The organism is Neobacillus mesonae, assembly GCF_023715155.1.
GTDB lineage: Bacteria > Bacillota > Bacilli > Bacillales > Cytobacillaceae > Neobacillus > Neobacillus mesonae_A.
Map to the genome: position 1 here is coordinate 37,216 of NZ_JAMBNQ010000015.1, position 19,669 is coordinate 56,884.

18 protein-coding genes are annotated in these 19,669 nt (G+C 41.4%); 12 read left to right on the forward strand and 6 right to left on the reverse strand.

Features of this window, described 5'->3' with window-relative positions; genetic code table 11:
* Nucleotides 1–107: 107 nt before the first annotated feature.
* On the reverse strand, nucleotides 108–257 hold the full coding sequence (locus M3183_RS13890; protein WP_251470647.1) for an NDUFA4 family protein: 150 nt from the start codon (nucleotides 255–257) through the stop codon (nucleotides 108–110).
* Nucleotides 258–360: 103 nt separating this feature from the next.
* Nucleotides 361–738, reverse strand: coding sequence for a DUF1360 domain-containing protein (locus M3183_RS13895; RefSeq protein ID WP_251470648.1), 378 nt, complete (start codon nucleotides 736–738; stop codon nucleotides 361–363).
* 113 nt (nucleotides 739–851) lie between these two features.
* On the opposite strand from M3183_RS13895, the gene safA reads away from it, so the two are divergent.
* From safA to M3183_RS13950, 11 genes are all read left to right on the forward strand, one after another.
* Nucleotides 852–1,466, forward strand: a complete 615-nt coding sequence (gene safA / locus M3183_RS13900) for a SafA/ExsA family spore coat assembly protein (RefSeq protein ID WP_251470649.1) — start codon at nucleotides 852–854, stop codon at nucleotides 1,464–1,466.
* Between the two features lie 141 nt (nucleotides 1,467–1,607).
* Nucleotides 1,608–1,955 carry a lmo0954 family membrane protein gene (locus M3183_RS13905; RefSeq protein WP_251470651.1) on the forward strand — a complete coding sequence of 116 codons (348 nt, stop codon included), beginning with the start codon at nucleotides 1,608–1,610 and terminating at the stop codon, nucleotides 1,953–1,955.
* A gap of 13 nt (nucleotides 1,956–1,968) precedes the next feature.
* A complete protein-coding gene (locus M3183_RS13910) occupies nucleotides 1,969–2,208 on the forward strand; it encodes a hypothetical protein (protein ID WP_251470653.1) in 240 nt (79 codons plus the stop codon).
* Nucleotides 2,165–2,803: a PspA/IM30 family protein gene (locus tag M3183_RS13915; RefSeq protein WP_251470654.1), complete on the forward strand. Its 639-nt coding sequence runs from the start codon at nucleotides 2,165–2,167 to the stop codon at nucleotides 2,801–2,803. The genes M3183_RS13910 and M3183_RS13915 overlap by 44 nt, the downstream gene beginning before the upstream one ends.
* An 84-nt stretch (nucleotides 2,804–2,887) precedes the next feature.
* The gene (liaF, locus tag M3183_RS13920; RefSeq protein ID WP_251470655.1) at nucleotides 2,888–3,622 is read left to right on the forward strand and encodes a cell wall-active antibiotics response protein LiaF; all 735 of its coding nucleotides are present in this window, start codon (nucleotides 2,888–2,890) and stop codon (nucleotides 3,620–3,622) included.
* Nucleotides 3,619–4,674 (forward strand): sensor histidine kinase, encoded by a 1,056-nt coding sequence (locus M3183_RS13925; RefSeq protein WP_251470656.1) that lies wholly within the window; start codon nucleotides 3,619–3,621, stop codon nucleotides 4,672–4,674. Before liaF ends, M3183_RS13925 begins: the two co-directional genes overlap by 4 nt.
* On the forward strand, nucleotides 4,667–5,299 hold the full coding sequence (locus tag M3183_RS13930; RefSeq protein WP_251470657.1) for a response regulator transcription factor: 633 nt from the start codon (nucleotides 4,667–4,669) through the stop codon (nucleotides 5,297–5,299). Before M3183_RS13925 ends, M3183_RS13930 begins: the two co-directional genes overlap by 8 nt.
* Before the next feature lie 136 nt (nucleotides 5,300–5,435).
* Nucleotides 5,436–6,341, forward strand: a complete 906-nt coding sequence (gene efeO / locus M3183_RS13935; protein WP_251470658.1) for an iron uptake system protein EfeO — start codon at nucleotides 5,436–5,438, stop codon at nucleotides 6,339–6,341.
* On the forward strand, nucleotides 6,342–7,631 hold the full coding sequence (gene efeB, locus M3183_RS13940) for an iron uptake transporter deferrochelatase/peroxidase subunit (RefSeq protein ID WP_251470659.1): 1,290 nt from the start codon (nucleotides 6,342–6,344) through the stop codon (nucleotides 7,629–7,631).
* A gap of 286 nt (nucleotides 7,632–7,917) precedes the next feature.
* Nucleotides 7,918–9,672 (forward strand): FTR1 family protein, encoded by a 1,755-nt coding sequence (locus M3183_RS13945; protein WP_251470660.1) that lies wholly within the window; start codon nucleotides 7,918–7,920, stop codon nucleotides 9,670–9,672.
* A gap of 132 nt (nucleotides 9,673–9,804) precedes the next feature.
* Complete coding sequence (locus M3183_RS13950; RefSeq protein ID WP_251470662.1) at nucleotides 9,805–11,130, forward strand: polysaccharide biosynthesis protein; 1,326 nt, start codon at nucleotides 9,805–9,807, stop codon at nucleotides 11,128–11,130.
* Between the two features lie 175 nt (nucleotides 11,131–11,305).
* Here M3183_RS13950 and M3183_RS13955 read toward each other — a convergent pair whose 3' ends face one another.
* From M3183_RS13955 to M3183_RS13970, 4 genes are all read right to left on the reverse strand, one after another.
* Nucleotides 11,306–11,914, reverse strand: coding sequence for a Bax inhibitor-1/YccA family protein (locus M3183_RS13955; RefSeq protein WP_251470726.1), 609 nt, complete (start codon nucleotides 11,912–11,914; stop codon nucleotides 11,306–11,308).
* A gap of 81 nt (nucleotides 11,915–11,995) precedes the next feature.
* Nucleotides 11,996–12,388, reverse strand: coding sequence for a large-conductance mechanosensitive channel protein MscL (mscL, locus tag M3183_RS13960; RefSeq protein ID WP_251470664.1), 393 nt, complete (start codon nucleotides 12,386–12,388; stop codon nucleotides 11,996–11,998).
* A gap of 155 nt (nucleotides 12,389–12,543) precedes the next feature.
* Nucleotides 12,544–13,776 carry an aminopeptidase gene (locus M3183_RS13965; protein WP_251470665.1) on the reverse strand — a complete coding sequence of 411 codons (1,233 nt, stop codon included), beginning with the start codon at nucleotides 13,774–13,776 and terminating at the stop codon, nucleotides 12,544–12,546.
* Nucleotides 13,777–15,768: 1,992 nt separating this feature from the next.
* Nucleotides 15,769–17,865 carry a DNA topoisomerase III gene (locus M3183_RS13970; protein WP_251470667.1) on the reverse strand — a complete coding sequence of 699 codons (2,097 nt, stop codon included), beginning with the start codon at nucleotides 17,863–17,865 and terminating at the stop codon, nucleotides 15,769–15,771.
* 293 nt (nucleotides 17,866–18,158) lie between these two features.
* Here M3183_RS13970 and hutH point away from each other — a divergent pair, with 293 nt between their 5' ends.
* Complete coding sequence (gene hutH, locus M3183_RS13975; RefSeq protein ID WP_251470669.1) at nucleotides 18,159–19,664, forward strand: histidine ammonia-lyase; 1,506 nt, start codon at nucleotides 18,159–18,161, stop codon at nucleotides 19,662–19,664.
* Nucleotides 19,665–19,669: the final 5 nt, after the last annotated feature.

Below are 19,669 nucleotides of genomic sequence, written 5' to 3' on the forward strand. Positions count from 1 at the left end.
TTCAAAATAATCATGCTTAATTTTTCCTAATGTGAAAAAATCATGTAATGTGGGAAGGGATTATTTTTTATAAAAAAAAGAACCTTGTTAGGCAAGGTTCTGTAGGTTCAAGATTTTTTGGGTTCATTTGATCCAATTTTGTCAATGCGTTCGGCATCTTCAGAATTAAGTGCCTGACGCAGATAATAAAAAATCACCCCACCGGCAATTCCTAAACAAACAACTAAACCAATCAACGTGATCCACCACAAAGCCATCTCTATCTGACCTCCCTTTTTTAATAATTTTACCATGAAAATATTGTTTACCTAAACATATATGCAAAACTTAAGCCTTTTTGCCAGAGAAAATGTAGATACCTTATTCCTTATTCTTTAATTCGGAATAATAATCCACTTTTTTAATATTAACACCAACAAAAGTTTCAATAATAGACTGACCGCCGGCAATGGAAAAAATTAAGATAAACACAAAGGCGGCATTCGGGAAAAGCAAATATCCAACCCCAAGAAAAATTGCGCTCCAAACACCGGCACACCAATAGCATTTTAAAAGATAACCAAACATGGATTTTGGGATTTCCTTTGTTTCAATTTCTCCATTTTCCTTTTTCTTTTGTACCTTTTTCATAAATGGTTTTCGGATAAATTCAGTGATTTTATCGAAAACAATTAAATGCGTTAACCGATAGCTTGCTAAAATTAACATGATATAGGTTATCCAAGAAATGTCTCTCATTTTAGTCCTCCCAAAATCCTCAAACTGCCATATTTGCTTATAAAAAATATATTCCTGCTCACTGAATATTTTTGGCCTGAAATCAAAATTATATATTCGGAGGAGGCGAAAAAATGAAAAAATCTTTTTGGTTAGGTTTATTGTTTGTACTCTCTCTTTTCTGTATTCCAAGTGTTTCTTTTGCCCAGCAAATTTATACTGTTCAGCCGGGAGATTCGCTTTGGAAAATTGCAGTCAAGTATCAAGTTGGCCTTTCAGAACTGATTAGTGCTAACCCGCAATTTAAAAACCCAAGCCTGATCTATCCTGGACAAAAGGTAACGATTCCTGATTTTAGCAGTACCAAATCTATTGAATCACAAGTGATTCAATTAACCAATCAGGAGAGGGCAAAGTATGGTTTGAAGCCATTAACAGCGAATTGGGAGCTGTCTCGTGTCGCCCGCTATAAAGCGATGGATATGCGGGATAAAAATTACTTCAGCCACACAAGCCCAACTTATGGAAGCCCATTTGAAATGATTAAGAATTTTGGTATCGCGTACCGTTCAGCTGCCGAAAATATTGCTGCTGGACAAACCACTCCAGCCGCAGTCGTAAAAGCATGGATGAATAGTCAGGGTCACCGTGCAAATATTTTAAGCACGTCTACCAATCAAATCGGTGTTGGATACGCAAAAGGCGGCTCCTACGGATATTATTGGGTGCAAATGTTTATTGCTAGATAAGATGAAGGGTCAGCCGACATATGAGGCTGACCCTTTCTACGTCTTAGGTCCTATATCAAAATCAAGCTCTGGCGCAATTATGGAAATCAAGCAAACGAGGTAAGATGGTATCAAGATCAAGAAAGGAAGTGGAAATCGAAAATGAAAAAGTTTGGGTTACTGTTAGCAGGAGGCATAGCAACAGTCATTTTATTATCAACAATCGGTCCGATGGTGGGGTTAGTGGTCAGCTTAGCGCTCCTTTATTTCATTGTGAAGCAATTTATCAAAGCTGAATCCACCGGTGCCAAAATCGGCTTGGCAATTGTTGGAGTCATTATTTTGGCTGCATCCATTCACAATGTTCCAGCCATTATAGGAGTGGCTGCAGCATATGTCCTTTACCTCGTGTATAAAAAATGGAACGAGCAAAAAAAGACCAAAATCAAAGAAGCATCTGACCCATTTGTGAATTTTGAAAAACAATGGGATGAATTGAAGCGTTATTAAGGATCTTTAACCCTTGATAAAAGTTTTAGAGGGTTTTCTACAAAACTTGGCCCTGTTGCTGCAAAATCCAAGACCTTATCTTCAAAATTTGGAACAAAGATACAACGGAAGGGTGCTATTGGTAAAAAAACAGCATCTTTATCTACAAAAAGACGCTGTTAACAAAAAAATTGGCACCCTGCATTTTAAAAATAAAGGAGAGAATGAGTATGTCAAACTTATTTACAAGAATCAAAAACGTTGTGATGGCTGATTTGCATGAGGCATTAGATCAAAAGGAAAACAAAAATCCTATTGCATTATTAAATCAGTACCTTCGTGAATCTGAGCAGGAAACGGAAAAGGTAAGAAAATTAGTAGAACGTCAATATAAATTGAAAGAGGAATTTACAAGGGAATATCATCAAGCAAGCCAGCTTGCAGAGAAAAGAAAGTATCAGGCAGAAGTCGCTTCTAAAGCAGGGGAAACAGAACTCCAGCAATTTGCTGCAAGAGAGCATGAGCAATATATCGAGAGAGCGGATCGATTAAAGGCATCACTTGAACAGGTTAACGCACAGCTTTCAGAGTTGGAAAGTAAATACGAAGAAATGAAACATAAGTTAAAGGATATGCAGCTGCGCCGATTGGAATTAATGGGACGTGAAAATGTAACCCGCGCCAACCAGCGGATGAATCAGGTATTAGAACCCGATGCCTATTCAAACAAATCGTACTCTAGGTTTAAAGATATTGAAAACTATCTCGACCGCTTGGAACATCAAGTAAACAGCTCCTACTACAAAAGTACCATTGATGCCAGAATTGCCGAGTTAGAAAAAAATATGGAAGAAACCAAGTCCATTTAATGGGCAATGTGGTATCCTAAAAAGGCGTGGAGTTTCTGCGCCTTTTGCCCATAAAGACATCATCATAAAAGGGAGGGTAAGCCGATGTTTAGAAACTATAAAAATGATTATGTTGGATGGCTGGTCATCTTCGGAGTGGTCATTTTATTATTAGAGATTTTATTTTTTAACCATGGGCTTATTTTCTCTCTCTTTGTTTCGGGCGGAATGATTTATTTGGGCCGGAAAAGGCGGGGCAGAATGCTTGGAAAACTGCTGTTCTATGCCGGGATTTTCTTTTTTGCCATCAGTGTGTTCAATATGATGACGTTCAAGTTTTTACTGCTGGCGGTCTTACTGCATTTTTTCATCCAATATTTAAATGCGAAAAAACGGCCAAATAGTATCAAACCGGAACTGATAGAGCCGGACCAAACCGTTCAACAGGAAACACTTATTCATTCGAAGCTATTATTTGAAAATATATTTATTGGCCAGCAAAAAACGCCTCAGGGTGTTTATGAGTGGAATGATGTAAACATACAGACTGGGATTGGCGATACGGTGATTGACCTTAGCTATACGATGCTGCCAAAAGGGGAGACGGTTATTTTTATCCGGAACTTAATTGGCAATATTCAAATTCTAGTCCCATATGACCTTGAGGTATCGGTTCAGCATTCGTCTGTCATTGGGAAGACGAGTGTTTTTGAAAATGAAAACGAAAAGATGTTTAATCAGGTGTTTCAAGTAAAAACGGCGGGCTATGATGGGGCAGAACAAAAGGTGAAAATTTTCACCTCACTCATCGTCGGTAATATTGAGGTGAGCCGGATATGAGTACGACAGGTCGTCAAATCGTCTGGGGTGTTGCCTTTGCCTTTTTGCTGGCAGTTTTTATCAGCAGCGTTTTCCTGTTTATTTTTCCAATCACCAGCTGGTCAGAACTGTGGACTAGACATTTCATGGATATTCCAATTGTCATATTTATTCCTGCCTTTAGTATTGCCATGGGCATCCTTGTCGGTGCTGCAACTGGAATTTACTGGAGGAATCGGCTTCGGCTGATTGAACACTCGCTTCATCTATTGGAAGAGGGAAGTCATCATGATATAAAAATGGAGGCATTTACCTCCTTGAATGAAATGAAGATTATTGCAGAACGGATGGAGAAAATTGGAAAGCAAATTACGCAGCAGGCCAAGCTGTCACAGAGGCTTGCGACAGAAAAAGTAGAGGATCAGGAAGCGAGAATCCAGGAAATTATCGAACAGGAGCGGAACCGGCTTGCTCGTGAATTGCATGACTCGGTCAGCCAGCAATTATTCGCGGCCTCGATGTTAATGTCAGCAATCAATGAAACAAAGCAGCATGAAGAAGAAAACGATGAAACGAAGCAATTAAAAATGGTCGAAGAAATGATCCACCAATCACAGCTTGAAATGCGGGCACTGCTTCTTCACTTAAGACCTGTTGCTTTGAAAAATAAATCGCTCCAGGAAGGCATTGAGGAGCTGTTAGTAGAATTATCACAAAAGGTGGAAATGGATATAAAATGGAAGGTGGAAGAATTTCCCCTTGATAAAGGAGTGGAGGATCACTTATTCCGAATTCTCCAGGAATCGGTTTCGAATACACTTAGGCATGCGAAAGCGGCAAAACTCGATGTGCTGTTAATAAAAAGGGATGATTTAGTAATTATGCGGGTAGTGGATGATGGTGTCGGTTTTGAAATGGAAGAAGGAAAAGCCGGATCATATGGAATGCAAAATATGAATGAGCGTGCCCTGGAAATAGGCGGGACCCTTAAGGTAATCAGTGTAAAAAATAAGGGGACTCGTCTGGAAGTAAAGGTCCCGCTTGTGAAAAATGGAGAGGAAGCAAATGATTAGAGTAGTATTTGTCGATGATCATGAAATGGTAAGGATCGGGGTCTCCTCTTATCTTTCTGCACAGCCGGATATCGAAGTGGTCGGCGAGGCGGAGAACGGAAAAAAGGGAGTGGAGCTCGCGCTGAAACTCCGTCCAGATATTATTTTAATGGATTTGGTTATGAAGGAAATGGACGGGATTGAGGCGACAAGGCAGATCATTGAACAATGGCCGGAAGCAAAAATTATCATTGTAACAAGCTTTTTGGATGATGAAAAAGTATACCCAGCACTTGAAGCGGGAGCAGCCAGTTATATGCTGAAAACGTCTAAAGCAAGTGAAATTGCCAAAGCAGTCCGTGAAACTTATAAAGGACAGTCTGTTTTAGAGCCGGAAGTCACTGGGAAAATGATGATGAAAATGCGAAAAAAGTCAGAGCATCTGCCACACGAGGATCTTACAAGCCGTGAGATGGAAATCCTTCTCCTGATGACCGAGGGAAAAACCAACCAAGACATTGCCGATGAATTATTCATCGCACTGAAAACCGTCAAAACCCATGTCAGCAATATCTTAAGCAAACTAAACGTCCAGGACCGCACGCAAGCAGTTATATATGCTTTTAAACATTCTTTAACAAAGTAATTTAAAAAGGTGTCAGGCACATTTTTTTATAGTGTCTGACACTTTTTTTATAAAACTAATTGAAAATGCTTATCAATTAATGTTATTATCATAAATGAAAATGATTATCATTGTCGATGTGGGGGTATTTATACATATGCAAAAATTATTAAAGGTATCTGGGATTTTATTGATGACAAGTGGTTTGTTATTTGGCTGTTCCAATTCGGATAAAGGCGCAGCTCCAGCTAAAAATAAAGAAACAAACGAAACGGCTAATCCAGCAAAAGATTCATTTGAAGAGGTTACAAACGAAACGGCTAATCCAGCAAAAGATTCATTTGAAGAGGTTACAAAGGAATATCGTCAGTATGCAATTGGCGAAATTGAAGAGTTTGTGAACGCGACTGATGCGTTTACAGCTGCGGTCAAAAACGGTGATATCGAAAAAGCCAAAGAACTTTACGCTCCAGCACGAATGCATTATGAACGGGCAGAGCCGATTGCTGAAGTATTTGGTGATTTGGATCCAAAAATTGATGCACGTGAAGGGGATGTTTCCCAAGCAGAATGGACCGGTTATCATCGAATTGAAAAAGGATTATGGGAAGATAAAACGACAAAAGGCTATGAACAATATGCTGACCAGCTGATGAAGGATGTCAATCTTTTAAGGGCTAAGGTAGACACGGTTGAAGTGACTCCGGACTTACTCATTACAGGGGCCGTTGATCTTTTAAATGAAGTGTCAACCTCAAAAGTAACAGGGGAAGAGGACCGTTATTCTCATACAGATCTATATGACTTTGCGGCCAATGTACAGGGTGCGGAAAAGATTTATCAACTGTTAAATCCAACATTAACAGAGAAAGATGAAGAATTGTCAAAGGAAATTAAAACTAGATTCCACAATGTTTATAGTTTGCTAGATAAGCATAAAGAGGGCAGCGGCTATAAAGTGTATACAGATTTATCAAAAGAAGAGGTAAAAGAATTAAGCCAGGCTATCGATGCACTTGCCGAACCGCTTTCTCAAATAGGAATTGTAACGGAGGCGTCTTAAATGACAACCGATAACAGCTTAGAAAAGACTTCTTTAGGAACAAGAAAAATTTCGCGCCGTGATGTATTAAAAACAGCAGGTATCGGAGGAATAGGGGCCCTGATTGGTGCATCCGGCGTCGGCGGATTATTGTCCATGACGGAAAATAAAGCATCCGGTTCCGGCAAGGAAGACATGGTTCCTTTCTATGGAAAACACCAGGCGGGTATTGTAACAAAGCCTCAGGACCATGTATATTTTGCAGCTTTAGATGTGACAGCATCCGAAAAAACAACGTTGATCAAGCTCTTTAAGGAATGGACGGAGGCAGCTGCTTTCATGACAACAGGCAAGCCTATTGGAGAACTTACAAGTAATGAATTTTTGCCTCCAAAAGACACAGGGGAAGCTGCAGGATTATCAGCATCCAATCTTACAATTACCTTTGGAGCTGGACCAAGTCTTTTTGTGAAAAATGGTGAGGACCGCTTTGGTCTAAAACATAAGCAGCCACAAGAATTGGTTGACCTTCCAAAATTTCCGCTTGATGCATTGGAAAAGGAATGGACGGGAGGCGACCTTTGTATCCAAGCCTGTGCAGACGATCCCCAGGTTGCCTTCCATGCGGTAAGAAACCTCATCCGGATTGCGAGAGGGAAAGCGATTTTACGCTGGGCACAGCCGGGCTTTCAACGGACAAAGCAGGCTGATGCCAAAGAAGGGACGCCAAGAAACTTGTTCGGATTTAAGGACGGTACAGTAAACCCTGATGTTAAAGATGAACAGCAGCTGAACAAACAGGTTTGGGTTCAGCCAGGGGACGGTCCAAACTGGCTTACCGGAGGCAGCTACCTGGTAGTAAGAAGAATTCAAATGTTTATTGAAGTTTGGGATCGAACTAATTTAAGAGAACAAGAGAATACGTTTGGCAGATACAGAGACAGCGGGGCGCCCCTTGGACAAAAAGGGGAGTTTGATCAATTGGATTTGAAAAATAAGAAAGAGAATGGCGACTACTTTATTCCGGTTGATTCACATGTCCGTCTATCACATGGGGACGGCACCCAGAAAATATTACGCCGGGCTTATTCCTATTCAAATGGGATGGACCTGAAAACGGGAAGTTTTGATGCCGGATTATTATTCTTATGTTTTCAACGGACGCCGAGTAAGCAGTTTATCCCTATCCAGCAGCGCTTAGCAAAAATGGATAAGCTGAATGAATATACATCACACCGCGGCAGCGCCATTTTTGCCTGCTTTCCCGGAACCAAACAGGGCGGATATATAGGAGAAACACTTTTTAAATAGCATCCCCAGTTGAGTGCTTCTGCCCTTTAGAGAATTACGGGCGCTTGTGCTTTTCCAGTAATATATGAATTAATAAGTTTCGAATTTGAGAATTGTCCAGCGCAAGCAGCCTGGCCCCTCGAGGTCCAATAACCTTCATCCAAAAGGTCAAAAAACGAACTATTGGGCATGAAGAACATATGCTTGTCGGGGCTGTAGACAAAGGAAGCTGCTAAGAATAATCATCGCTGGAACAAGCTGTGTTATTCCGAAGGCGCTTGTGCTTTTCTTATAAGGAGAGAGAAAGATGCACCAAATGATGAAAATAGGAAAGCTGTTTATTTTGTTGATTGCGTTATTATTTCTTTTTCAGTCATCCCATTTTACGGCCGATGCTGCCGAAAACCATGATGAATTATTTGTTTTGATTGGCGACAGCTTAATGAAAGCAAAGGACGGGGATGTTGAAACAGTTGCTAAGAATATGGAGCAGTTTGCTCATGCTTGGACATCAGTTAAAAAGGATGGTCCGGAGGCAAAAAGTGTTGACCAGGAACTGGCTAAGGTCCAAAATTTACTAGCTGAAAAGCAGGCAGACAGCCAGGCAATATCCAAAGGCTTATCAGCACTCTCCAGCGCAGTCGTTCTATATGATGAAGCACAAAATCCTGTAAATAAGGAAAAAGCGAAAGAGAAAGTAAACCAGCTCCTCCCACTGATTGAAAATTTAAAGAAATCCCTTGCAGAGGGGGACACATCGGCATTAAAGGGACGGTATCAAGCGATTATGAATCAATGGACTGCATCAGAAAAAGTGGTCCATGATGAAAGTATTGCTGCTTATGGGAATATCGAAAAATATTCGGCACTCATCCGAATTGCGATTACACAAGAGCCAGCTGATTTGGAAAAAGCTGAGATTAACGCCGATAAACTGAAAGAGGAAGTGGAGCATTTTCTTGCTGGAAAAACAGCAAAGGGTGTCGGCGGAGAATATTCTTTGACAGATGTCACAGATTTACTGAGCAGTTCTGAAAACGCAATTTCTGAAAAGGATTATCAAAAAGCAAGTACGGATTTAAATGAAATACTAAACATCTGGCCTATGGTCGAAGGGGACGTACAAACGAGAGACAGCAAGCTGTATAGTGATGTCGAAACAAAAATTCCTGCTGCCATCAGTATGTTAAACTCTAAAACAGTGGATCAGGAAAAAGCAGTGGCCATTACCAAAGATCTTCATTCAAGATTATTACCTTTGACGAGCAAAACAGATTACAGTTTATGGGATGCAGCCCTTATTTTACTAAGAGAAGGGCTCGAAGCCATCTTAATTGTCGGCACTTTGATTGCCTTCTTAAAGAAAATGGGTCAGGCAAACAAGCAAAAATGGATTTGGACAGGAGTGGCTGCCGGTATTCTGGCAAGCGCAGGACTAGCTGTCATTATCAATATTATTTTTTCAAATATTGTTGCAGCCTCCAGCAGGGAATATATCGAAGGCATAACTGGGATTGTGGCAGTAGTGATGATGCTGACAGTGGGGGCATGGCTCCATAATAAATCAAGCATTGGAAACTGGAATAGGTATATCAACCAGCAAATGCAGCAGGCAATTGCTAAGGGAAGTCTGATTTCCTTTGCTTTTATCAGCTTTCTATCTGTATTTCGTGAAGGTGCGGAGACCATTATTTTTTACACAGGGATTACCCCGTATATCAGCCTGCAGCAGCTGATTTTAGGTATTGTCCTCGCAATTGCCATTCTTGCTGTCATCGGCTTTATGATTATTCACTATAGTGTCAAAATCCCAATCAGATTCTTTTTTAAAGCTGCAACGATTCTGATTTATCTTTTAGCCTTTAAAATCCTGGGGGTCAGCGTCCATGCCCTGCAGATTTCAAATGTACTATCTATGAGCACATCTCAGCATCTGCCATATGCAGACTGGATTGGATTGTACCCGACATGGGAAACATTGTTAACCCAATTGCTGTTGATTGTAATCATTTTGGTGCTGACATGGGTTGTTAAAAAACGAACGGCGGCAAAAAACGTGTAACAGGGCTTTGTTGAAGCCCTGTTTTTTTACGTCTTAGGAAGTGAAAAATTCTCCTACTATTCCATAGACTTGTCTCATAAATTATAAAGTAAATCTTTAACAAGTGAGACTACAGCAAAGGGAGAGTCTAAATTGGGCATTTATTATCGAGGTATCTTATTTTTAGTCATAACTGCGTTCTTAGGAGAAGGAATTGAAATATTGATTAATATGATTTTAGCACGGGAGCTGGGGTCACATGGGTTAGGATTATATATGTCTATACTGCCGACAATCTTTTTAATCGTCCTCATATCCAGTTTCGAGCTGCCGGTATCCATCTCCAAGTTCATCGCGGAACGAGAAGAGCGTTATCACCGGAACATCCTATATCACGCCATCACGATTACGATTATTTTCACTAGTCTCTTATTTGTAGTAGGAACGATGCTGCTGCCATTTATTCCAGTGTTTAATTCCTATCATCCCTATGTCCGCTGGCTAGTCATCATCTTGATTCCTGTTATTTCCTTCACCTCGGTTGCCAGGGGCTATTTTATGGGCAGGCAGGAGATGGGGAAAATTGCAATTTCCAACTTTTTGCGAAAAATTGTTCAGCTTGCCGTGCTATTTGGCTTATTTCGTTTTTTTGACTTTAATTCGGAATCATCTCTGTTAATTGCAATTAGTACACTCATTGGCAGCGAGATTGTCGTTTTTCTATATTTGGTTTTCATGTTTATCATCCAGTTCCAACAGATAAGAAAGCAGCCTTTTTCCAATTTAAACCGCAAAACCGTTCGGAAAAATTTAATGGCAGTATCCATTCCAACAACGGGCATGCGGTTGTTTTCCGCTTTTACCAATGCGCTGCAGCCTTTCCTAATAAAAGCTGCACTGGTGTATTCAGGAATCTCCAGCATACAGGCGACAGAACAGTTCGGTATGCTGATGGGTGTGGCAATGTCAATTGGCTTTTTTCCGGGATTTATTGCCCATTCCTTGTTGATTGTTCTTATACCAGGTGTTTCGAAAACACATTCAGACCGGGACTTTTTTAGTCTGCAAAAAATGCTGCAGCAGGTCATGTTTCTGACCCTTGGGTATGGAATTGCTGCCGTAGCCATCTTCTACTTTTTCGCACCTGAATTAACGTCACTATTTTTCAAATCAGATATGCCTGCCATCTATTTACAATTGCTTTGGCCGTTTTTCCTGTTCCATTACTTTGTCATGCCGCTGCAGGGGTTTATGATTGGCTTGGATTTAATTAAAGAGGCATTCATTCATATCATCTGGGCAACTGTGATTTCGTTCGGCTTGATTCTTTGGCTTGGATCGATGCCTGAATGGCGGATGAACGGGATTATCATTGGGATGAATACGGGGTCTGTCTTACTAGCATTAATGCATTATTTAACAGTTTGTAAAAAAATTGGTGTTTCCTTCTTCATGAGGGGGGTTTTACAAAAAGAATAACTAAGAAAAGTGCAAGCGCCTTCGGAATGTACTGCTTTTTCCTGCGATGATTACTCCAAGCAGCTTATTCAAAGAGGAAAACGGGCTAGGAGCTGAAGCTGGACAATTCTAGAGGTCGAAACAGATAAATTCTTATAGTAGAACAAAAGGAGCTTGGTAACCAAGCTCCTTTTGTTTAGTCTCTGCTTCCCAGAATCCCGAAGATACGCAGGATACTGATGAACAGGTTGACGAAATCAAGATAAAGGCTTAATGCCATTAATGGTACGTCTTCAGCCCTTACTCCGTAATGCTTCATTCGGCTGATGTCAAAGAGTACGTAGCCGCTGAATACCATCACCCCGATAAAGGAGAACGCAAGCATTCCGGTTGAGCTTAGCGGGAAGAAGATATTAAAAATCGAAATCGCGACAAGGGCCAAGAGAGCTGCAAAAAGGAAACCGCCTAAGAAAGAGAAATTCCTTTTGGACTTCGCAGCATAAATGGCAATACCCGTAAACATCACCGTTGTGGTAGCAAATGCATTAATGACAACATTCGCACCGGCTGTTGTTGCATAGTAGGCGACAATCGGATACAAGGTTACCCCTGAAATAAAGGTAAAGATATATAAGAACGAATACGATATCGCCTTTTTTCGTCTAAAAAACACGGCAGCGATAATCATGACTAATTCTAAAATCGACAGTGGCAGAAACAAGCTGGGCGGAACATAGACTCCGGCCATTGTACCAACAAAAGCAATAGCTAGGGAGAGGGCGAATGTCCGTAATACGGAAGGCATAAATTCAGACGATGTTTGCGTATTATACAATTTTCTTCACCTCATCAATATTGTCTTACATTAAGTTATACGAAGAATGGGTCAAGATGTTTCATTTTTTCGCAAAATATTTTTATCTTCTTTTAAAAGGTCACGGATTTCCGTTAAAAGTTCTTCTGTACGATCCACTTTTACTTCTTCGATAACCTCTTCCTTCTTTTTAAACCGGTTTAAGAATTTTACAAAAAGAAAAATAGAGAAGGCGATGATAAAGAAATCCACTACGGTTTGAATAAACTGGCCGTATTTTAGCTTTCCTAACGTAAGGTCGGTAAAGTCAACATGACCTAAGCCTAATATTAAGCCAATCAATGGCATAATAATATCGGCAACGAGTGAGGAAACGATTTTTCCAAAGGCACCGCCGATGATTACCCCGACAGCAAGGTCAATGACATTCCCTTTCATCGCAAATTGTTTAAATTCATTCCACATGTATCTACTTCCTCCTAATTTAAATACCTAAATATTTATTATCCTATAAACATGGGCATTGCGCAACCAAAGGGCGGTATCTGTTAATTTTTGTGGTGAATTTTGGGGACCTCCATGAAAAAAAAGAGCAGGCAGGCCTGCTCTTTTTTAATAAATTAAAATGCCCAGTTTCCGTTCCTGAAAATCGGCTCATTTTTTCCATCAGCTGTAATGCCGTCAATGTCCATTTCAGCGGAACCGATCATGAAGTCCACATGTGTGATACTTTCATTGAGACCATTTTCCTTTAGTTCGTTTGAGGACATCTTTTTGCCGCCTTCAATACAGAAAGCGTAGGCACTGCCAATGGCAAGATGGTTTGAGGCATTTTCATCAAACAAGGTGTTAAAGAAAAGAATGTTTGATTGTGAAATTGGCGAGTTATATGGGACAAGAGCAATCTCTCCAAGATAGCGTGAACCTTCATCGGTTTCCACTATATGTTTGAGCACTTCTTCGCCTTCCTGTGCTTTCACTGAGACGATTTTTCCATTTTCAAATGTAATTGAAAATCGGTCGATAATGTTGCCGCCATAGCTAAGCGGTTTTGTGCTGGCAACTGTTCCGTTAACTCCCGTTTTTAGCGGGACAGTAAATACTTCCTCTGTCGGCATATTAGCCATAAATTCTATACCATTTTCATTTGTGCTGCCGGCGCCGACCCATAGATGGTTTTTAGGAAGCTCGATAGTTAAATCAGTGCCAGGTGCTGTATAATGCAGTTTCGAATAACGTTTTTCATTTAGATAGTTAACCTTTTCATGCAGGGTTTCGTCATGTTTTTTCCATGCCTCAATTGGGCTTACAGTATCCACACGAACTGCTTTAAAAATGGCATCCCAAAGAAGGGAAACCTGCTGGTCTTGTGGTGCGTCAGGAAAAACCTTTGCTGCCCATGCAGGAGAGGCTGCAGCCACAACTGTCCAGCTGATTTTATCCGACTGAACCGCTTGACGGAATTTAGACAGCGCTTTACCAGCAACTTTATTAAAATTGGCAATTCGCTCTGGATTTACCCCTTTTAATAAATCAGGACTGGAAGAGACCACAGACATGAACGCGGCGCCTTTTTTAACAAGGTCTTCCTGTTCTTTTGCACGCCACTCTGGATATTCATGAAAAGCTTCATCAGGGGCCATTTCATATTTTGTTTTTGAAACTGCATCATCGCTCCAATTGACAATAATGTTTAACGCTCCCGCTTCGTATGCCTTTTTAACGGCAAGGCGGACAAATTCAGCAGAATCAATAGCAGCATTAATGACCAATATCTGTCCCTTTTGGACATTCACGCCAACCCTGACAGCAAGCTCCGCGTATTTTTCTAAGCTCTTTTGAAAATTACTCATATGTATTTTCTCCTTTTTCAGAATCTTTTTTAATATTGTAACGGTTTTTTCTGGAAAAAGAAACTTTAAGGAAAAAGGCATAAAAAAACAGTAAAGATTGCTCTCTACTGAAGTTTGCTTCCATATACTTTTAAATTAAAATAAACACCTGTAGAAAATAATACGAGAAATGTGATCATGCCTGCAATTGAAGTTGGAGCCATGAATTGCGATAGTTCCATGAATTCCACCGCCCAAAATATTAATTATTTCCATACTAATTATAATACGTAAAGACTTAATTGTGAACATTTTGGTACAACTTATTGACAAGATTTCGAACTTTTTTATTGTGGTGGGGATTTAGGAATTTTTTAATAGGAGGGGGGAAATGGAAAAGTTGTTAGAGGGACCCGTGAAGGTGAAAATCATTTTTACACGTTCAAGAGGGGTTTATAGTACGCGTTATCAGGGAAAGGGACGGCATCCTGCGCTCTAAGAAAGGTTCATAGAGCGGGGAAGAAGGGAAAATCTAGAGAAACGCGCACTAAGAGGGAATCAAAGAGCGCGATAAAAGGGGAAAACTTAAATCCTGCGCTCTAAGCAAGGTTCATAGAGCGGGGAAGGAGGGGAAATCTAGAGAAACGCGCTCTAAGAGGGAATCAAAGAGCGCGATAAAAGGGGAAACCTAGAATCCTGCGCACTAAGAGAGGTTCATAGAGCGGGGAAGAAGGGAAAATATAGAGAAACGCGCACTAAGAGGGAATCAAAGAGCGCGATAAAAGGGAAAACCTAGAATCCTGCGCACTAAGAGAGGTTCATAGAGCGGGGAAGGAGGGGAAATCTAGAGAAACGCGCTCTAAGAGGGAATCAAAGAGCGCGATAAAAGGGAAAACCTAGAATCCTGCGCACTAAGAGAGGTTCATAGAGCGGGGAAGGAGGGAAAATCTAGAGAATCGTGCTCTAAGAGGGAATCAAAGAGCGCGATAAAAGGGAAAAACTTAAATCCTGCGCTCTAAGAAAGGTTCATAGAGCGGGGAAGGAGGGAAAATCTAGAGAAATGCGCTCTAAGAGGGAATCAAAGAGCGCGATAAAAGGGAAAACCTAGAATCTTGCGCACTAAGAGAGGTTCATAGAGCGGGGAAGAAGGGAAAATATAGAGAAACGCGCTCTAAGAGGGAATCAAAGAGCGCGATAAAAGGGGAAACCTAGAATCCTGCGCTCTAAGAGAAGTTTATAGAGCGGGGAAGAAGGGAAAATATAGAGAAACGCGCTCTAAGAGGGAATTAAAGAGCGCGTTAAAAGGAGAAAACTAGAATCCTTCGCTCTAAGAGAGGTTCATAGAGAGAAGAGAAAGAATAATAAACACCATCCCGCGTTTTAAGAACAACCATTAGCGTATGGATGGAAGAAATACCGGTAAATACAGATAAAGGAGATCAATGATTGCATTAGAAGAAAAAACATGTGAGATGCAAATGGGGTCAAAGTGCATTTTAAATGGAAAAGAGGCAGTGAGGCGTAAATTCCTACGATTCTCCATATCTAAATGCGACATAGAATCTGGTCCGTACAGAAATGAGACCTTTTTTATATGAAAGTGCACTGGAGGCCCAATCGCGTGCAGAAAGCCCGGTTTTTTCACCATCAAAGTGCACTAGAGCCCTGATCCAGTGCAGAAAGCCCGTGCCATTCCCCATTTAAGTGCACTGTAACGCCCGACGAGTGCGGAAAGCCAGGGTTATCCGCAGCCAAAGTGCACTGAAACCCCAAGCGAGTGCAGAAAGTCAGGTTCATCCCCGCGCAAGTGCACTGGAGCGCCAGTCGAATGCAGAAAGCCCGGTTCATCCCCCGCCAAAGTGCACTAGAACCCCAGTCCAGTGCAAATAACCTATGTCATCCCGCATCCATCCGCACTCCGGCCCCCTGCAACCTTTCACACCCATTCCTATAAAAAAAACTCTATTAATAAAAAAAGATAGGCACAAAACGCACCTATCTTCTAATGCAAGCTTAATCCTTATCTTCCTTCAAAGCCTGTTTCAGCAGATCGCCGAGGCTTGTGCCGAAGTCATCTTTTTGGGTATATTTCTGTACTAATTTCCGTTCTTCCCGCTTGTTAACTGCTTTTTTCCGTTCCTCTGCCTTTTCAACGATGTTACAGCGGCGGCATTGGAAATAGTGGCCTGCTTTGCCCTCGTGGAATTCCATTTTTTTATGGCATTGCGGACAGCGGCGGTTTGACAGTTTCGGATCTTTGCGGCGGCGATAAGAGCAGTCCAAATTCGAACAAACCAGAATTTTACCATCCTTAGTGTTCCGCTCTTTTAAGAACGAACCGCATTCCGGACATTTTGAGCCGGTTAAATTATGTGCCCGGTAGGACTTGTCACTTTTTTTAATTTCTGAAACCAGCTGCTCGGTCTGGCGGCGGATTTTTTGTAAAAAGACTTTAGGGTCTGCTTTCCCTTTGGAGATTCCCTCCAGTTCCTGTTCCCACTTAGCAGTCAATTTCGGGGATTTTAATTCGTCATTTACCAGTTCAATCAGCTGGGTGCCTTTTTTAGTCGGGTGGAAGCGGCCATTTTTCCGTTCAACCACTTCAGATTCAACCAGTTTTTCAATAATTTCCGCTCTGGTTGCTGGAGTGCCGAGACCGTATTTTTCCATTTGGGATAGCACATCAGCTTCAGAGTAACGGTGCGGCGGCTCCGTCCATTTCTGATTCATTATTCCCTCTTTAACGGTATATTCCCGGCCTTGTGATAATTTTTGCAGACCGGAAGAAACTTCATCGGACGAATCTTCTTTCCCAAGCACCTTTTTAAAACCTAAATTAATCACATTTGTCTCTTTGGCTGAAAAGTTTTCTCCCTCTACCTTAAACGAGGCATGAATTGTTTCATATTCATAAGCTGGTAAAAATAATGCAAGAAATTGTCTCGCAATTAAATCATAGATTTTCTTTTCATCTGAATCAAGGTCACTTAAGTTTAAGCGCTGTTCTGTCGGAATAATCGCGTGGTGATCGGTTACTTTTTCGTTATTAAAGACGCGGCGGGCCAATACCTTTCCGTTATTTGCTAAAAGCGGACGTACCTCTTCTTTATATCCGGAGGCCATGCCCTGGAGACGGTCCTTCATGGTACTCATCATATCCGTTGTTAAGTAACGGGAATCGGTCCTTGGGTAAGTTACTAATTTGTACTGCTCATACAGCCGCTGCAGGACGTTTAATGTTTTTTTTGCAGAGAATCCGAAGCGCTTATTGGCATCTCTTTGTAATTCCGTTAAATCATAGGGCAGAGGCTGGGACTCTGATTTTTTCTTGCGGTCAATTCTTTCGAGAAGCGCTTTTTTACCATTGATTTTCGATACAATGCCTTCCGCAGCCGTTTGATCAAACAATCGTTTTTCACCATTATGTTCCCAGTCAGCTGTCAGTGGTCCAATTTCCGCACGAATCGTCCAGTATTCTTTCGGCACAAATTTTTGAATCTGCTGCTCGCGCTCTAAGACCATGGAAAGTGTTGGGGTTTGCACGCGGCCGGCTGATAAGGGATCTTTATATTTGGTTGTTAATGCCCGGGTGACATTGAGTCCGATTAACCAGTCTGCTTCGGCGCGGCAGACGGCAGAATGATAGAGATTATCAAATTGCTTGCCAGGTTTTAATTGCTTGAATCCATCTTTAATTGCCTTGTCGGTCTGTGATGAAATCCACAGCCGTTTTATTGGTCTCTTCCAGTGGAGTTTATCAAGAATCCAGCGGGCAACAAGCTCGCCTTCGCGTCCGGCATCGGTTGCAATGATACATTCGTTGACATCTTTTCGCTTCGCCAATCCTTCAATGGCCCGAAACTGATGATTGGTTTGTTTGATTACCTTTAATCCCATTTTCTGCGGAATAATAGGCAGATCTTCTAAATTCCATGTTTTATATTTTGTATCATAGTGCTCCGGCATTTTGAGTTCAATAAGGTGGCCGAGTGCCCATGTAACAATATAGTGACTTCCTTCAATATAACTTTTATGTGTTTGCGTGCAGCCAAGAACGCGGGCTAGTTCACGTGCAACACTTGGTTTTTCAGCAAGTACAAGAGATTTCATAATTACTCCTTTCACAGGTCTCATTTCAAACCTTTCTATAGTATAGCTTAAAAAAGTGCCTTTTTGTAATAACGAGCCCTTTTCCTTTCGATTCTGAAAACTCTATTGACACCTTAGCTTTTCCACACATACAATCATAAATAACAGAATGAAAATGAGGGATGAGAATGATACATCCAATTGAAAATGCAATTTTTCCAAATGACCCATATAGAGGCTGGATTCAAATCTAATGAGATTCCGAATCCAGCCTCTTTCTTTATTTTACTACAGTGGTAGAGGAGTGGGATTGAATGGTTATGTTAACAGGGCATAGCCTGACACTAAAAGATCTAAAAGAAGTATTATTCCGGGGGCAGAAGGTTCATGCATCCGAGGAAAGTATGAAGGCCGCTGCCAAAAGCCGTGAAGCCGTGGAAAAAATAGTTGCTGAGGGACGAAATGTTTATGGAATTACTACAGGGTTTGGGAAATTTAGTGATGTTTTAATAGATAAGGGAGATGTACAGGAACTGCAGTTGAATTTAATCCGCTCGCATGCCTGCGGAGTGGGGGAACCGTTTCCTAAGACTGTTGCAAAAGCAATGATGCTGCTCCGGGCCAATGCACTTTTAAAAGGCTATTCAGGAATCCGGCCAAAGGTTATTGAGATGCTGCTTAGACTGGTAAATCTAGATATTATCCCAGTGATTCCGCAGCAAGGATCACTTGGTGCAAGCGGAGATCTGGCTCCGTTATCACATCTCGCATTAGTGTTAATTGGGGAAGGAGAGGTTTTTTATAAGGGTAATCGGATGGAAGCTCTCAAAGTATTAAAGCAGGAGGGGCTTCGGCCAATCACATTAGAGGCAAAAGAAGGGCTAGCTCTGATTAACGGCACTCAGGCGATGACGGCGATGGGGGTGGTCGGCTATTTAGAGGCAGAGCAGCTGGCTTTTGAAAGTGAACTGATTGCATCGATGACGATAGAAGGGCTGCGCGGCATTATTGATGCTTTTGCAGAAAAAATCCAGATTGCAAGAGGTTTCAAACAGCAGATTGATACGGCAGCTAGAATACGCAGTTATCTTTGTGATAGTTTATTAACGACAAAGCAAGGGGAGCAAAGGGTTCAGGATGCTTATTCACTTCGCTGCATTCCACAGGTTCATGGGGCCTCTTGGCAGGTTCTTGATTATGTCAAAGAAAAACTGGAGATTGAAATCAATGCGGCAACAGATAATCCCTTAATTTTTGATGAAGGAAAAATGGTTATATCGGGTGGAAACTTTCATGGACAGCCCATTGCGTTTGCAATGGACTTCATGAAACTGGCTGTGGCTGAACTTGCCAATATTTCAGAAAGACGGATTGAAAGACTTGTAAATCCGCAGCTGAATGATTTGCCGCCATTTTTAAGTCCAGAGCCTGGTTTACAGTCCGGGGCGATGATTATGCAATATGCGGCCGCATCATTGGTATCCGAAAATAAAACGCTGGCACATCCAGCAAGTGTTGATTCCATTCCATCCTCGGCCAATCAGGAAGATCATGTGAGCATGGGCACTATTGCCGCAAGACATGCCTATCAGATTATCCAAAATACGAGGGCGGTACTGGCAATTGAATTGATTTGTGCGATGCAGGCAGTGGAATACCGGGGCATTGATAAAATGGCCTCTCTGACAAAAACATTTTTTAAAAAAGGGCGCGAACAGGTTTCCTCGATTCAAAAAGACCGGGTTTTTTCAAATGATATTAAAAATTTAGCTGAATGGCTGAAAAATATCGAGTTCTGCCACATCATAAAAAAGGCGTGAATCCT